Source organism: Ruegeria sp. YTSA144, from assembly GCF_059610125.1.
This window is the reverse complement of sequence record NZ_JBXWNA010000004.1, coordinates 66,686-80,490: the sequence shown is the minus strand read 5'-3', so window position 1 is coordinate 80,490 and position 13,805 is coordinate 66,686. Positions and strand designations below refer to the sequence as shown.

Annotated in this window: 12 protein-coding genes; 1 reads left to right on the top strand and 11 read right to left on the bottom strand. The window is 59.1% G+C overall.

The annotated features are described in order from the left end of the window. Positions 1 to 58: 58 nt before the first annotated feature. The 5 genes from AC2FF8_RS10880 to AC2FF8_RS10860 all read right to left on the bottom strand — a co-directional run bounded on the left by AC2FF8_RS10880 (position 59) and on the right by AC2FF8_RS10860 (position 7,424). Entirely contained in the window at positions 59 to 2,503 is a 2,445-nt protein-coding gene (locus AC2FF8_RS10880; RefSeq protein WP_496879685.1) for a GcvT family protein, read from the bottom strand. An 8-nt stretch (positions 2,504 to 2,511) separates the two neighbouring features. Then, positions 2,512 to 3,393, bottom strand: coding sequence for a phosphotransferase (locus AC2FF8_RS10875; protein WP_496879684.1), 882 nt, complete (start codon positions 3,391 to 3,393; stop codon positions 2,512 to 2,514). A gap of 1 nt (position 3,394) precedes the next feature. Beyond that, positions 3,395 to 5,386, bottom strand: a complete 1,992-nt coding sequence (locus AC2FF8_RS10870) for an ABC transporter permease (protein ID WP_496879683.1) — start codon at positions 5,384 to 5,386, stop codon at positions 3,395 to 3,397. Beyond that, positions 5,383 to 6,405: a quaternary amine ABC transporter ATP-binding protein gene (locus AC2FF8_RS10865; RefSeq protein ID WP_496879682.1), complete on the bottom strand. Its 1,023-nt coding sequence runs from the start codon at positions 6,403 to 6,405 to the stop codon at positions 5,383 to 5,385. The genes AC2FF8_RS10870 and AC2FF8_RS10865 overlap by 4 nt, the downstream gene beginning before the upstream one ends. 74 nt (positions 6,406 to 6,479) lie before the next feature. Further along, the gene (locus tag AC2FF8_RS10860; protein WP_496872376.1) at positions 6,480 to 7,424 is read right to left on the bottom strand and encodes an ABC transporter substrate-binding protein; all 945 of its coding nucleotides are present in this window, start codon (positions 7,422 to 7,424) and stop codon (positions 6,480 to 6,482) included. 218 nt (positions 7,425 to 7,642) lie between these two features. On the opposite strand from AC2FF8_RS10860, the gene AC2FF8_RS10855 reads away from it, so the two are divergent. Further along, on the top strand, positions 7,643 to 8,416 hold the full coding sequence (locus AC2FF8_RS10855; RefSeq protein WP_170345317.1) for a DeoR/GlpR family DNA-binding transcription regulator: 774 nt from the start codon (positions 7,643 to 7,645) through the stop codon (positions 8,414 to 8,416). A gap of 4 nt (positions 8,417 to 8,420) precedes the next feature. Here AC2FF8_RS10855 and AC2FF8_RS10850 read toward each other — a convergent pair whose 3' ends face one another. The 6 genes from AC2FF8_RS10850 to bioB are packed head-to-tail and all read right to left on the bottom strand — an operon-like array spanning position 8,421 to position 13,737. Next, complete coding sequence (locus AC2FF8_RS10850) at positions 8,421 to 9,176, bottom strand: methyltransferase domain-containing protein (RefSeq protein ID WP_170345316.1); 756 nt, start codon at positions 9,174 to 9,176, stop codon at positions 8,421 to 8,423. Further along, entirely contained in the window at positions 9,173 to 9,793 is a 621-nt protein-coding gene (locus AC2FF8_RS10845; RefSeq protein WP_425079648.1) for a pimeloyl-ACP methyl esterase BioG family protein, read from the bottom strand. Before AC2FF8_RS10845 ends, AC2FF8_RS10850 begins: the two co-directional genes overlap by 4 nt. Next, positions 9,790 to 11,076, bottom strand: a complete 1,287-nt coding sequence (gene bioA, locus AC2FF8_RS10840) for an adenosylmethionine--8-amino-7-oxononanoate transaminase (protein WP_425079649.1) — start codon at positions 11,074 to 11,076, stop codon at positions 9,790 to 9,792. Before bioA ends, AC2FF8_RS10845 begins: the two co-directional genes overlap by 4 nt. Then, positions 11,073 to 11,693: a dethiobiotin synthase gene (bioD, locus tag AC2FF8_RS10835; RefSeq protein WP_496879681.1), complete on the bottom strand. Its 621-nt coding sequence runs from the start codon at positions 11,691 to 11,693 to the stop codon at positions 11,073 to 11,075. The genes bioA and bioD overlap by 4 nt, the downstream gene beginning before the upstream one ends. After that, positions 11,690 to 12,823 (bottom strand): 8-amino-7-oxononanoate synthase, encoded by a 1,134-nt coding sequence (locus AC2FF8_RS10830; RefSeq protein WP_496879680.1) that lies wholly within the window; start codon positions 12,821 to 12,823, stop codon positions 11,690 to 11,692. The genes bioD and AC2FF8_RS10830 overlap by 4 nt, the downstream gene beginning before the upstream one ends. Then, on the bottom strand, positions 12,820 to 13,737 hold the full coding sequence (gene bioB, locus AC2FF8_RS10825) for a biotin synthase BioB (protein ID WP_496879679.1): 918 nt from the start codon (positions 13,735 to 13,737) through the stop codon (positions 12,820 to 12,822). Before bioB ends, AC2FF8_RS10830 begins: the two co-directional genes overlap by 4 nt. Positions 13,738 to 13,805 lie beyond the last annotated feature (68 nt).

Below are 13,805 nucleotides of genomic sequence, written 5' to 3'. Positions count from 1 at the left end.
TCCCCATGTGTTCCGATCGCTGTGCGTGTGTCGGTTGATCATCTCTTGCTCGCTCGCGTCAGATCTTCACCCGGCTCATCTGCGGGTCGTACAGTGGTTGCAGTGTTACTTCGCAAGGTACCCTCTGAGTGGCGACATCCAATTCATATGTCCCTGACGTGACGTATTCCGCGTCGACGCCCTTGGCGTTTCGGATGTAACCGTAGCCGATCGACTTTCCGACGGTGTAGCCATAGCCGCCCGAGGTCAGCCATCCGACCCTTTCGCCATTCCGATAGATCGTTTCACGCCCCAGAAGAACAACGTCGGGTTCGACCGTGAAACATGCCAGCATCTTCTTTACGCCGCCGGTTTTTTGCGCCTCAGCAGCGGCACGCCCTTTGAAATCAATATTCTTCCGAAGTTTCACGGCCCAGCCCAAGCCGCTTTCGAACGGCGTATGATCCGGCCCGATATCCGAGCCCCAGGCGCGATAGCCTTTTTCAAGGCGCAGCGATTCAATCGCCCTGTATCCCGCATTTATCAAGCCATGCGGGCGCCCTGCCTCCATCAAGGCGTCATACACCGTTTGGGCATATTCCACCGGCAGGTGCAGTTCCCACCCCAATTCACCAACATAGGTCACACGCAGCGCCTTGACCGGGCACCCCGCAATGCCGATGGTACGGATCGTGCCAAACTTGAACCCGCTGTTCGAGACGTCATCGCGCGTCACCGCCGCAAGAACATCGCGCGCTTTTGGTCCCATCAATGACAGGACTGCATTCGATGAAGTGATATCGAACAGCTGGCAATTCATACCCTCGGGAATGCTGCGGTCGATCCAGTCGAAGTCATGGGTGGCATAGCCGGTGCCGGTGACGATGTAGAACTCGTCATGAGCCACGCGCCCAACGGTCAGGTCACACTCGATCCCGCCCTTGTCGTTCAACATTTGGGTATAGACCAGCGCGCCAACCGGCTTGTCCACATCATTGGCGCAGATCCAGTTCATCGCTGCCAAAGCATCGGGACCCTTGAGGGCGAATTTGGCGAAGGACGTCTGATCGAACAACACCGCCGCTTCGCGTGCTGCTTTGTGTTCGCGCCCCACGGCATCGAACCAGTTCTGGCGGCCAAAGCTGTATTCATCTTTGGCCACCTCGCCCTTTGACACGTCCGCGTACCAGTTGGGACGTTCCCAGCCCAGTTTCTCTCCAAAGCACGCGCCCTGCTTTTTCAGCGTGTCATAAAGCGGCGACTTGCGACAGGGGCGGCCCGAGTCATGTTCCTCATGCGGCCAAGCCATCGTGTAGTGTTTACCGTATGCTTCAACGGTACGGGTGCGAACCCAGTCGGTGTCGAAATGGGGGCGGCCAAAGCGGCGGATATCGGCAGACCACAAATCGAAGGGCGGCTCACCCTTGTGCACCCATTCCGCCAGCGCCATGCCCGCACCACCGCCAGCCGCGATGCCAAAGGCGTTAAAGCCCGCACCGACAAAGAAATTCCTCAACTCGGGCGCTTCGCCGATGATGAAATTGCCGTCGGGCGTGAAGCTTTCCGGCCCGTTGGTCAACGTCTTGACGCCAGCGTTCTCCAGCGCGGGCACACGACCCAACGCAAGCTCCATAAGCTGTTCGAAATGATCGAAGTTGCTGTCGAGAAGGGTATAGTGGAAACCTTGCGGAATACCCTTGGTGGCCCAGGGGATCGGGTTCGGCTCATAGCCGCCCATAACCAGACCTCCGACTTCTTCCTTGTAGTAGGTCAGCCGGTCGGGATCGCGCAGAGTGGGCAGATTGCCGGGCACGTCGAAAGGTTCTGTCACCATGTACTGGTGCTCCATCGGAACCAGAGGAACGTTGACGCCAAAGCGGCTGGCAAAGGTGCGGGACCATTGCCCGGCGCAGCAGATCACCTTTTCACACTCGATCCGACCGTGTTCGGTGATTACCGCGCGAATTTTGCCATCTTCAATCTCGATATCGATGACTTTGGTATCTTCGAATATCTTCGCCCCGGCCATGCGGGCGCCCTTGGCCAATGCCTGCGTGATATCTGACGGGTTGGCCTGACCGTCTGTCGGCAGGTAAGCCGCGCCGATCACGTCCGAAACATCCATCAAGGGCCACAGCTCCTGCGCCTCGGATGGGGTCAGAAGTTGCATGTCCAGACCAAAGGAATGCGCTGTCGTGGCCTGCCGTTTGACTTCTGTCCAGCGCTCCTCGTTGCAAGCAAGGCGCAAGCCGCCGTTCATCTTCCAGCCAGTACCAAGCCCTGTTTCCTCTTCGATCTTGTTGTACAGATCGACGGAATAGCCCAGCAATTGCGTGATATTGGCGTTCGAACGCAACTGTCCCACCAGACCCGCGGCGTGGAAGGTGGTGCCCGAGGTCAGCTTCTTGCGCTCCAGCAGCACCGTGTCGGTCCAGCCCAGCTTGGCCAGGTGATAGGCGGTCGAGCAGCCGATGATCCCGCCGCCGACAATGACGGCTTTGGCTGTTGTAGGAAGGTCGGTCATGTCTGTCCTCAGGTATTTTTGAAATCGGTAAGGGCTGCGCGGAACCGCGCCAGGTTTTCAGCTGTGTAGGCTGCGTAATCAAAGTCGATATCCGAGGTGATCTCGGACACCATGCTCCACATGGTTTCCCGCAGCAGCGAGGCGCATTTCATCGCCGCATATCGATGGCGTAGGTCGTCGGTTATCGGGGCCTCAAAATAGGCTTCAAGCACCCAGTCTTCCTGTTCAGGCGACAGGCCATTGTTCGACGCCAGCCCGCCCAGATCAAAAAGCGGCGAGTTGAATCCGGCATAGTCGAAATCGATCAGCCAAAGGCGGTTGCCGTCGTCCAGAAAATTGCCGCAGAGCAGGTCGTTATGGCCGAACACGATGTCATACGGCCCAGCCTCACGTTCCAGCAGCGAGCTTGCGTCGATCAGATCGGGGATCAGCTTTGCATGGGCGCTGTTATTCCCGGTCAGCGTTGCGGCATAGTCCCGGATGACATGGAACACCCAGAATACCAGCGACGGCCCGCGCAGGTGTTTCGGCACTTCGACATGACAGGCTTTCACCAATTCCAGAACACGGGGCAGCATGTTCGGATGCCGGACGTCTTCTTCCGTCAACGTGCGGCTTTCGATGAACTCCAGCACCGTCAGATCGCCCGAGGAATGCAGCACGGCAGGCGACAGACCCGCTGCATTGGCTGCCTTGCTGGCGGCCAGCTCATTGAACCGCATCACCTGATGCAAGGGGATGTCGTCGCCCACACGCACCACATAAGACCCGCTGCTATCCGTAACCTTGTAGTTCACATTGGTGATGCCACCGGTCAGCGGAGTGGCCTCGATCTCTCCCTGCCAGATCGGCAGAGCGAGGATGCGGGTCATCAAGTCGGGATGGCTCATATCAACTCTCCAGTCCAAAGCGGATGCGGGCCTGACGGGCACTGGCATTGATCAACCGATCGGCGATGATGGCGATGAAGGCAATCGACAGACCGGCCACCAGACCGCGGCCGGTATCGGCCTTGGTCAGGGCGATATAGACCTCCTGCCCCAGATCGCGGGTGCCGACGAGGGCGGTGATGACCAGCATGGACAGCGCCAGCATGATGGTCTGGTTGATCCCCAGCAGGATCTCAGGCAACGCCATCGGCAGACGGATATGGCGCAGCAATTGCCTGCGGGTGCAGCCCGAAACCAGACCGGCCTCGATCAGCTCTTCGCTAACCGACCGTATGCCATGGGCAGCATAGCGGACCGCCGGGGCCAGCGCATAAAGAACGATGGCGATCAGCGCGGTGAAATCGCCGACCCTGAACAGCATGACGACAGGGATCAGATAAACAAAGCTGGGAAGGGTTTGCAGCGTGTCGATCAGCAGGTTGATGGCCGTTCCAGCGCGTTTGTTCAGCGCCGCCAGAACACCCAGAGGCACCCCGATCAGCGTTGCCAGAATGACCGATGCACCGCACAGATACACTGTCACCATCGCCTTTGACCACAGGCCCGACACAAGTACCAGCGAGGCCATCCCACCACACAGCAACGCCAGCCGCCAACCGCCAGCGTGCCAGCCCAGCAGGGCCAGCATCGCGATGGCCCACGGCCACGGGATGCCCAGCAGAACCGTTTTGATCGGGATCATGAACCAGGTCAGGAAGAAAACCTTGATCGCCTCGAACGTGTCGAAATAGTTGACGTTCAGGTATTCGACCGTGTTGTCCCAGAACGCGCCAGTGGTGATGGTCTGGCTTTCAGGATATTCCAGCAACAGAGGCGAGAACTGTCCCAGTACCCATGTCAGCACCAGTAAAACCAGAACCAGAACCGTCCGGCGATGACGCGCGACCCACGAGCCGGCGACCTCATGATGCACCTGGCCCATCCGTTCGGCAAAGGCCTGGCTCAGACGGTCGACGGCGATGGCCAGTACCACGATGGCGATGCCGGCTTCGAACCCTGCTCCAATGTCCAGACGGCGTAGTGCGGCGAGAACGTCAAAGCCCAGCCCCCCAGCCCCGATCATCGAGGCGATGATGACCATGTTCAGGGTCAGCATGATCACCTGATTGACACCCACCATCAGGCTGTGGCTGGCCGAGGGCACAAGCACGCGCCACATCAACTGCCGCCGGGTCGTGCCCGCCATGCGTCCGAAATCCAGGATTTCGGGATCCACACCTTTCAGTGCCAACGTGGTGATCCGCACCATCGGTGGCGTCGCATAGATGATCGTCGCGACCAAGGCAGAGATCGGGCCAAAGCCAAACATGAACAGGATCGGCACCAGATAGGCAAAGATCGGGATCGTCTGCATCAAGTCCAGTACTGGTGAGATGATCTTTTCAAAAAGCGGATGGCGATAGGCGAGAATGCCCAACAGCAACCCTCCGCCCGCGCCAATCGGCACCGCGATCAGGACCGAGGCCAGCGTTACCATGGCGCTGTCCCATTGTCCGAAAACTGCAAGATAGACGAAGCAGGCCCCGACCAGAGCGGCCAATCCCCAGTCGCGGCAGTATTGACCCAAGGCGACAACGGCGGTGATGACCACGATCCAGCTGATCGCAGGCAGGATGACCTGCGCGTCATTTCCCTGACCGCTGACAAAGCCGTCGGCCAGCAGGGCCAATACCAGATTGTAGGGCTGCTCGATCAACCACGCGATGGCGCGGGTGACATCGGTGAAGGACACCGGCCCGATGGCGGCATCCTCGATCAGCCATGTCATCGCCAAGGAAATGTAGGTTTTGAACGGGATCACCCAGGCCGAGGGGAACTTGGTCAACCAGCGCGCATCCAGCGCCTTGCTCAAATCACGCCCGAAATAGCCAAGTGCGATGGTGATCAGAACAAGCACCAAAATGGCAATCTGGCTGCGGGTCAGGCGGATCATGCCGTGTCTCCGCCGCCGAACAGCACATGCGCAACGGCCTTGCGGTCAATCGCTCCGACGGGCTGGCCATCAGCATCCACCACGGGGATCGGCGCATCTGCCGCGATAATCCGTTCCGCCACGTCCGAGATGCGCGTGGATTGAAAGATCGGATTGCCCTCGCCCACAGCGCCGGGGGTCATGACACCGCCGACGGTCAGGACCTTTGAGCGGGGGATATGTTTCGTGAATTCAGCCACATAACCGGTGGCCGGGTGCATCACCAGCTGTTCCGGCGTGGCGATCTGGATCACTTCTCCGTCCTTCATGATGGCGATGCGGTCGGCCAGGCGAACGGCCTCTTCGAAGTCATGGGTGATGAAAACGATGGTCTTGTGCAACCACTCCTGCAACCGCAGGAATTCATCCTGCATCTCGCGCCGGATCAGCGGATCGAGGGCCGAGAACGGCTCGTCCAAGAACCAAAGGTCCGGCTCGGTCACCAAGGAACGGGCAATGCCGACGCGCTGCTGCTGGCCGCCGGACAGCTCACGCGGGTAATAATCCTCGCGCCCCTTCAAACCGACCAGTTCCACGACCTCGCGGGCCTTGGCGTCGGCTTCGGGTTTGGGTGTGGCCTGAATCGTCAGCGGAAACATCACATTCTGCAAAACGGTCAGATGCGGCAGCAACGCGAAATGCTGGAACACCATGCCCATCTTGTGACGTCTGATTTCGATCAGCTCATTCTCGCTGGCGCGCAAGAGGTCAGCATCGTCGAATAGAACTTCACCGGCGGTTGGTTCGATCAACCTGGACAAGCATCGAACCAGAGTGGATTTGCCGGACCCCGACAGGCCCATGATGACGAAAATCTCACCTTCCGAGATCTCGATATTGGCGTTGCGGACTGCGCCGATCACACCTGCCTTGCGAATATCTTCTGCCGTAGGTTCGGGGGTTGTCCGCAGCAACCGATCTGCGTTGGGGCCGTAGAATTTCCAGATATTTCGGCACGACAGTTTGGTCTTGGGGGGCATCAGGGTGGTCCGGTTCATTCGCGAAAAAGGCCAGAGCGGTCCGAGAGAGCGACAGGTCCGCTCTGGCCAGTGGATTACTTCGAGATCCAGCCAGACCAGCGGTCTTTGTTGGTCTCCATCCACTCTGCAACAACGCTGTCGATTTCCACGCCATCCAGATCGGCCTTGCCGACCATGGCGCTCATTTCATCATTGTTGATATTGTAGGCTTCGATGATGTCATAAGCGCCTGGCCATTTCTCTTGCAGGCCAGACCACGCGGCTTTCCAGATCGGGCCACGCGGCTTGCCGCAATCATAGGCCATATTCGGGTTCACACCAACCGATGGGTCACTGTAGCATTCCGGTGTAAATGGCGGGAATTCTACGAACTCGCCTTCATATTTCGCCGGCGCCCAATGTGGGACGTAGACCCACAAGACAATCGGATCCTGTCTTTGATACGCGGATTCCAACTCGGCAAACAGGGCCGCGTCGGTACCCGCATGGACGACTTCGAAATCCAGTTCAAGGGCTTCGACACGCTCGTCATCGAAGCCGCCCCAGGTCACCGGGCCGCCGACATAACGCCCGTTCGGAGCAGTTTCCGCCGTCGCGAATTCCTCGGCGCAGTCTTTCAACGCTTCCCAGTTCGGCAATCCCGGGCACCGTTCCTTCATGTAACTGGGGTACCACCATTCTTCGATCGCCATCAGGCCGGTTTCGCCGACATTGACGACCTTGCCGGTTCCGGTTGCTTCGTCCAGCGCCTCGCGCCCGGTGGTTTCCCAGATTTCCATCGCCAGATGCAGGTCACCCGTTTTCAGACCGGCGAACTGAGCAATGTAATCCGCCTGAACATATTCAACGTTGTATCCGGCTTCTTCCAGGATCGAACCCATGATCTTGGTATTGATCAACTGCCCCGACCAGTCATGCAGCGTCAGTTTGATCGGGTCCGAGGACTCAACGGCCCAGGCAGTTGTTGCGGCTCCGGCGGCCATGAGGGCCAGTGCGGAAATTCCCATTTTACAGTTCATAACACCTTCTCCCTGTCGTGATTTTTTTTCGATGAATCGGTGGTATTGAGTACAGACGACCACATCGTGGGGTTTTGTGTCAATAAAAACCACGTAAAGCCACATTTTTTCCTGATCTAAGCAGGTTTCTACAGCCAACCTTTTGTCTTACGTTGCTTTATGTGGGTATTGTGGTATGGCTTAACGTCCCTTATGACGATGCCATCAGAGCGCGAAACATGAACCTGCCGACCACAAACCAACGAGAAGAAGAAATCCTGCGCGCCCTTTTTCGCGCGGGCGGGTCGTGCCGGGTAAGCATTCTGGCGAATGAACTTGGGGTCAGCCTTGAAACCATTCGGCGAAACGTCCGCAATCTGGAAGAACGCGGCATCGTGCGCAAGGTCCATGGCGGGGTTCATCTTCTCGAAGACATTCTGGAACCGTCGCTGCAAAGCCGTCTGGACAAGAAGGTTGACGCGAAAGAGAAGCTGGCGAAGGCGGTTGCCGAGGTCATCAGTGACGGGGACTCCGTTTTCCTCGATATCGGTTCAACTACCGCTTATGTGGCGCAGGCGCTTGGCAACCACAGGGATCTCTTTGTGGTGACGAACTCGGTTTTTGTGGCGCAGGCATTGGCTTCAAGAAACAACAACCGGGTCTTTATGGCAGGTGGCGAGCTGCGGTCGCACGATGGGGGCGCATTTGGCGTCGAAGCTCAGGACCTGATCAAACGTTTGAACGTCCGTTTCGCCGTACTTTCGGTCGGGGCGGTCAATGCGGACCCGGGCTTTATGCTGCACGACTTGCAAGAAGCAAACCTGGCCCGCGTCGCCATTCAAAACGCACAGGTTCGCATTGTCGTGGCCGATGGCGAAAAACTGGGAAAACGCGCGCCGGTCACATTGGAACCTGCCGACAAGATCAATCTGTTCTTTACCGATGTGAACCCGCCCGAGGATATCTGCCAGATGCTGTCGGCGAATGAAATCGACCTTGTCGTCGCCGAATAAGCGCCTAACGCTTTTCGGCGATGACCCACACCGGGTGGTAAGTCAGAGGAACCCTGCCGTCAGTTCCGAACTTCTGCACGTAGTCAGCTTCGAACCGGGCCAAGGTGGACCGGGTCCATGCACCCCGAGCCCGGCCATTAACCCCTGTACTGCGCAAATGTTTCAGCACTTCTCTGGGCGTGTCAAAGTAGGATGGCCGAACGCTTTGGCCAACCGTCAGAATCTTGAACGGCCCATCTATGGCGGTTGCAAGGGTGTCAGGCAGGCATAGGCCCGGTGCACGGGCTGTCGATCCGATGTGCGCAAGCTCTTGATATTGCAATGGGCCAAACCCGGAAATGGCCAGCCACCCTCCGGGCTCAAGCGCTTCGGCAACCTGTTGCAGCAAACCGGCCGGATTCTCCATCCACTGGATCATCGAGGCCGACGCGACCAAATCCAGCTTTGCGGGCCATTCGACCAGGCGGACGTCTCCGGCAATGAAAGCCGCGTTTTCCGCATCTGCCGTCGCCCGAGCCTGCGGCGCGATATCGTTCAGGTAAAGATCGGGAAGGTCAAAGTTCTGCCGCAGCAACCGGGTCAGATGGCCAGTGCCGCATCCTAGCTCGAACGCCACATCAAACCGGTTCGGCGCGCCAACCCGGCGCATCTCGGAAACCAGCTTGCGGGCAACCCACGCCTGCTGGCTGGCTGTGTCGTTGTAAGTCTGGAAGCTTCGGCTGAAGCTTCGCTGCACCTTGTCCGCCAATTGCGCCGTCATGACAGCCACTCCGCCCAGCTTTGGCCCGGTTGGAAAGGTACATGCGGAGCGGCGACGCCCTTGACCACATCCGGGGTTGCAGCCCAGGCCGTCTTTTGAGCATTGGTCGGAATGATCCGGTCCCGCTCTGATATCCAAACCCGATCAAAACCGGGATCAGGGGCCGAGCCGCGTTCGATGACCGCGTGAAGCTCCTTTCTTGCCCGCTCGATGTCCAGTTCAGGTATGTCAGCAGACAGTCCGGCGCGTCGGCAAAACTTGATGAAGCTTGCCGATGACAGCTGATCCGCCGTGGCCCGGACAATATCAGGCGCGATGCCCCGGTCCGCGCAGGCAGGATGCAACGTACCGCTGACGGCAACCAGCCGGTCAGGGCGAAAATGAGTGCTGGCCAGCCAATGGGCCGCGGACGCGACACCGAAGGAAAACGCAAGCATGTCGACGTGGTCAAACCCGGCCAGATCGGGCAGGGGATCATCGAGCCCGGTATAGTCATCCACCAGCAGAACAGATCCGCCTCCGGTCAGCCCGCGGAACGGAGCAGCACCCAGCGCCCAACCCCCGAAGACCAGTGTCAGCCTGCTGTCATCCGATTGCGCCAGCCACCGGTGTTTCATTGCTGCCCCCCGGCCAAAGCGACCATCGCGCTGGTGATCCGGCTGAGTTCATCAGGCGAAACAATGTAAGGCGGCATACAATAGATGTTGCGCGCAAAGGGGCGCAGCCACACTCCGGTTTCAGGGGCCAGCCGGTGAGCGACAGAAGGATCAACCGTTTCCTTCATCTCGATAACGCCAATGGCGCCGAGAACCCTGACGTCTGCTACGCCCGGCAAACCGCGTGCTGGTTCCAGCTCGGTCCGCATCTGGTCTTCGATATCTGCGACCTGGCGTTGCCAGCTCCCCCCGGCAAGAAGACCAAGGCTGGCCGATCCTGCGGCACAGGCCAGAGGGTTGGCCATATAGGTCGGGCCGTGCATGAACACTCCGGCCTCACTGTTGCCAATGCCATACGCCACCTGCTTGCTGGTTACGGTAGCAGCAAACGAGATATGCCCCCCGGTCAATGCCTTGCCCAGACACATTATATCCGGGGTGATGCCCGCATGATCGGTGGCAAACAGCTTGCCGGTTCGGCCAAACCCGGTTGCGATCTCATCGAAAATGATCAGCACGTCATGGGCATCGCACATGGCGCGCGCCGCGCGCAGCCATTGGGGATGATAGAAATACATGCCCCCGGCGCCTTGAACCACGGGTTCAAGGATCAGGGCCGCGAGGTGATCACCCTTGTCGGCCAACAGTCGTTCCAGCGCCCCCAACCCGTTCAGCGCCGGGTCTTCGGGCCAGTCATCCTCCAACCGAACCTGGGGACGCGGCAGGAAGTGCTGGATCGACAAAGCGCCTCGGAACAGCCCGTGCATACCCGTGACCGGGTCACAGACGCTCATCGCTTTCCACGTGTCACCGTGATAGCCGCCCCGAATTGTGGCAAACTCGAATTTGCGGGTGCGGCCATGGGCCATTTGGTACTGCACCGCCATCTTCATCGACACTTCGACCGAGACAGACCCACTGTCGCAATAGAAAATGCGATCCAGCCCCTCGGGCAACATGTCGACCATCCTGCGCCCCAGGTCTATGGCCGGACGGTGTGTCAGCCCCCCGAACATCACATGAGGCATCTTTTCCAGCTGGGACTTCATGGCGGATGTGATTTCGGGATGCTTGTGGCCGTGGATGGCGCACCACCATGACGACATGGCGTCTATCATCTTTGCGCCGTCCTCCCGATAGAGATACACGCCCTCGGCCCGGTCGATGAGATGCATCGCACCGGGATCGGCCACGTTGGTATAGGGATGCCAAAGGTGGTGGGCGTCAAACTCCAGCGGGGTCACAGAAACCTCCGTATGGTCGCCACGTCTATGGCCGAAAACGCATCTGACAAGCTTTGCTGAGTCAGGTCTCCAAGATATGGCAAGCGTCCGAGATGTCGAACCTTGCTCATTTCGACGATGGTTTGCTCCACGTCAGGCTCCGGATCTCCGACAAAGGCAACGCCGACCACCTCGCACCCAGCGCTTCGAAGCGCCATCAGGGACAACGTGGTGTGGCTGATCGTTCCCAGCGCCGTTCGTGCGACCAGAACGACCGGGGCCTGCCATTGGGCGATCAGATCCAGATAGTAGGATTTGCGGTTCAGAGGCACCATCAGCCCCCCTGCCCCTTCCACAACCAGCGGCCCGTCCACGTGCGGCAGCGCAAGCCGGGACAGATCGATCTCAATGCCCATATCTTCCGCAGAAAGATGGGGTGAGGCAGGCATGTTCAGGCGATACGCTTCAGGCAACACGTCCACGCCGGACAAGGTGCAGACGGTTTCCGTGTCCGTTGCATCCTCGAGGCCCGATTGAACCGGCTTCCAGTAACTGGCGTTCAGGGCCGCCGTCAGGCCAGCCGAAAAAACTGTTTTTCCGACGCCGGTGTCGGTTCCGACAATGACCAGAGCGCTCATGCGGCCTCCGACTGATGGCTGGAGATGGCTGCGAACAGGGCCGAAATGTCCTCTGGACTGACATTCCCGGTGATCGAGACACGCAGACGGGATGTGCCTTTTGGAACGGTAGGCGGGCGAATGCCGCGAATGTCGAACCCCTGATGTTGCAAAGCCTGTGCCATCGCCATCGTGCGGGCCTCATCCCCAAGAACGACGGGAATGATCTGGCTGTTCAAGGCCGTGTCAGGCAACCCTGTTTCACGGGCCGCATCATGTGCATGGCGCAGACGTTTGCGTGCAGCAGTGACCAAATCGTCAGTCCCGGCCAGTTCACGCAGGACAGCCCGTACCAGCGCAACATTCAAAGGCGACGGCGCCGTTGCAAAGATAAAGGGTCGTGCGCGGTTGATCAGGGTATCGATCATCGCACGCGGGCCACAGATCAGCCCGCCGGAAACTCCAAGCCCCTTGCCGCAGGTATGCAGGGTCAAAAGGTCAACGTTCAGATCATGCGCCAGACCTTTGCCATTTGCCCCGAAAACGCCAGTGGCGTGCGCCTCATCCACGATCAGAACGGCTTCGGCTTCACGCGCCAGACATGACAGGTCCTTTAGCGGGGCCAGATCGCCTTCCATGGAATAGACGCTTTCAACAGCAATCCATACCTGACCCGGCCCACCAGCGGATCGCCATTCGGTCAAAACGTTGCGCGCATCCGCGACGTCGTTGTGACGAAAGGCGCGCAGATCCGCTCGGCTGGTACGCATCCCCTCGTGGGCGCTGGCGTGAACCAGTTCGTCATACAAAACCAGATCCCCGGCCGCTGGCAGCGTGGAAAAGATTGCCTGATTTGCCTGAAACCCTCCACCCATGAACAATGCGGCCTCGGCCCCAAAGAACGCAGCTGCTTCATGTTCCAGCGCCTCATGCTCCGGGTGATTTCCCCGCAGCAGACGCGAGCCGCCCGAGCCTACGGGCACGCCGCGCGCCAGCGCTGCCTGTGCCGCCTCTTGCAACAGGCTTGACCCGGCCAACCCCAAATAGTCGTTGGACGCAAAATCCAGCCCCCGCGCCGGGATCAGAGCCCGACGGCGGTGCCGGGCTTCCAGTGCATCGAGCATGGATTCCAGTCGTTCGACTGCTTTCATTCGGCGGCTTCCGTGCGGTTGTGTTCTTCAGCCGTTTCGGCCTGAAGGCCAAGTTTCGCAAACAGGATCGAGTCGGTGTCTTCTTCGGGGTTTTCCGCCGTCAAAAGAGTTTCACCGACAAAGATGGAATTTGCCCCGGCGAAGAAGCACATCGCCTGCATCTCGTCGCTCATGTCACTGCGACCGGCGGACAACCGAACATAGGCTTTGGGCATCAGAATGCGAGCGGTCGCGATGATCCGCACAAAGTCGATCGGATCAACCGGTTCGGCATCAGCCAGCGGGGTATCCGCTTGTGGCATCAACATGTTGATCGGCACCGAATCCGGCGGCGGGGTCATGTTGGCCAAAGTCAGCAACATGTCGATACGGTCACCGGTATGTTCACCCATCCCCAGAATACCACCCGAGCAGACCTTGACTCCGGCTTCCTGCACCCGGTTCATCGTGTCGATCCGGTCCGAGAAAGTACGGGTGGTGATCACTTCGGAATAGTAGCGTTCGGACGTGTCGATATTGTGGTTGTAATAATCCAACCCGGCATCGCGCAGCTGAACCACCTGGGTGTCATCCAGCATGCCCAGCGTCATGCAGGTTTCCATGCCCATCGCCTTGACGCCTTCCACCATGGCGACCAGCGCAGGCATATCGCGCGGCTTGGGCTCGCGCCAGGCGGCCCCCATGCAGAACCGGGTCGCGCCACCGTCGCGGGCCTTTTTGGCCTCGGCCAGGACACGCTGAACCTCGATCAGTTTCGATGCAGGCAGGGTGGAACCATTGCGGGCCGACTGCGAGCAATAGGCGCAATCCTCGGCGCACCCGCCGGTTTTGATCGACAGCAGCTTAGAGGTCTGGATCTTGTTCGGATCAAAGTTCTCGCGGTGCACAGTCTGTGCCCGGAACAGAAGGTCCATCAACGGGAGGTCATGAACCGCTTGCGCAGACTTTCGGGTCCAGCCGGAATGAGGGATGATCATTTTAT

Bases quoted from the DNA above. Each gene is read 5' to 3' on its own strand.
- AC2FF8_RS10880 (WP_496879685.1), bottom strand. From the start codon at position 2,503: ATGACCGACCTTCCTACAACAGCCAAAGCCGTCATTGTCGGCGGCGGG.
- AC2FF8_RS10875 (WP_496879684.1), bottom strand. From the start codon at position 3,393: ATGAGCCATCCCGACTTGATGACCCGCATCCTCGCTCTGCCGATCTGG.
- AC2FF8_RS10870 (WP_496879683.1), bottom strand. From the start codon at position 5,386: ATGATCCGCCTGACCCGCAGCCAGATTGCCATTTTGGTGCTTGTTCTG.
- AC2FF8_RS10865 (WP_496879682.1), bottom strand. From the start codon at position 6,405: ATGCCCCCCAAGACCAAACTGTCGTGCCGAAATATCTGGAAATTCTAC.
- AC2FF8_RS10860 (WP_496872376.1), bottom strand. From the start codon at position 7,424: ATGAACTGTAAAATGGGAATTTCCGCACTGGCCCTCATGGCCGCCGGA.
- AC2FF8_RS10855 (WP_170345317.1), top strand. From the start codon at position 7,643: ATGAACCTGCCGACCACAAACCAACGAGAAGAAGAAATCCTGCGCGCC.
- AC2FF8_RS10850 (WP_170345316.1), bottom strand. From the start codon at position 9,176: ATGACGGCGCAATTGGCGGACAAGGTGCAGCGAAGCTTCAGCCGAAGC.
- AC2FF8_RS10845 (WP_425079648.1), bottom strand. From the start codon at position 9,793: ATGAAACACCGGTGGCTGGCGCAATCGGATGACAGCAGGCTGACACTG.
- bioD (WP_496879681.1), bottom strand. From the start codon at position 11,693: ATGAGCGCTCTGGTCATTGTCGGAACCGACACCGGCGTCGGAAAAACA.
- AC2FF8_RS10830 (WP_496879680.1), bottom strand. From the start codon at position 12,823: ATGAAAGCAGTCGAACGACTGGAATCCATGCTCGATGCACTGGAAGCC.
- bioB (WP_496879679.1), bottom strand. From the start codon at position 13,737: ATGGACCTTCTGTTCCGGGCACAGACTGTGCACCGCGAGAACTTTGAT.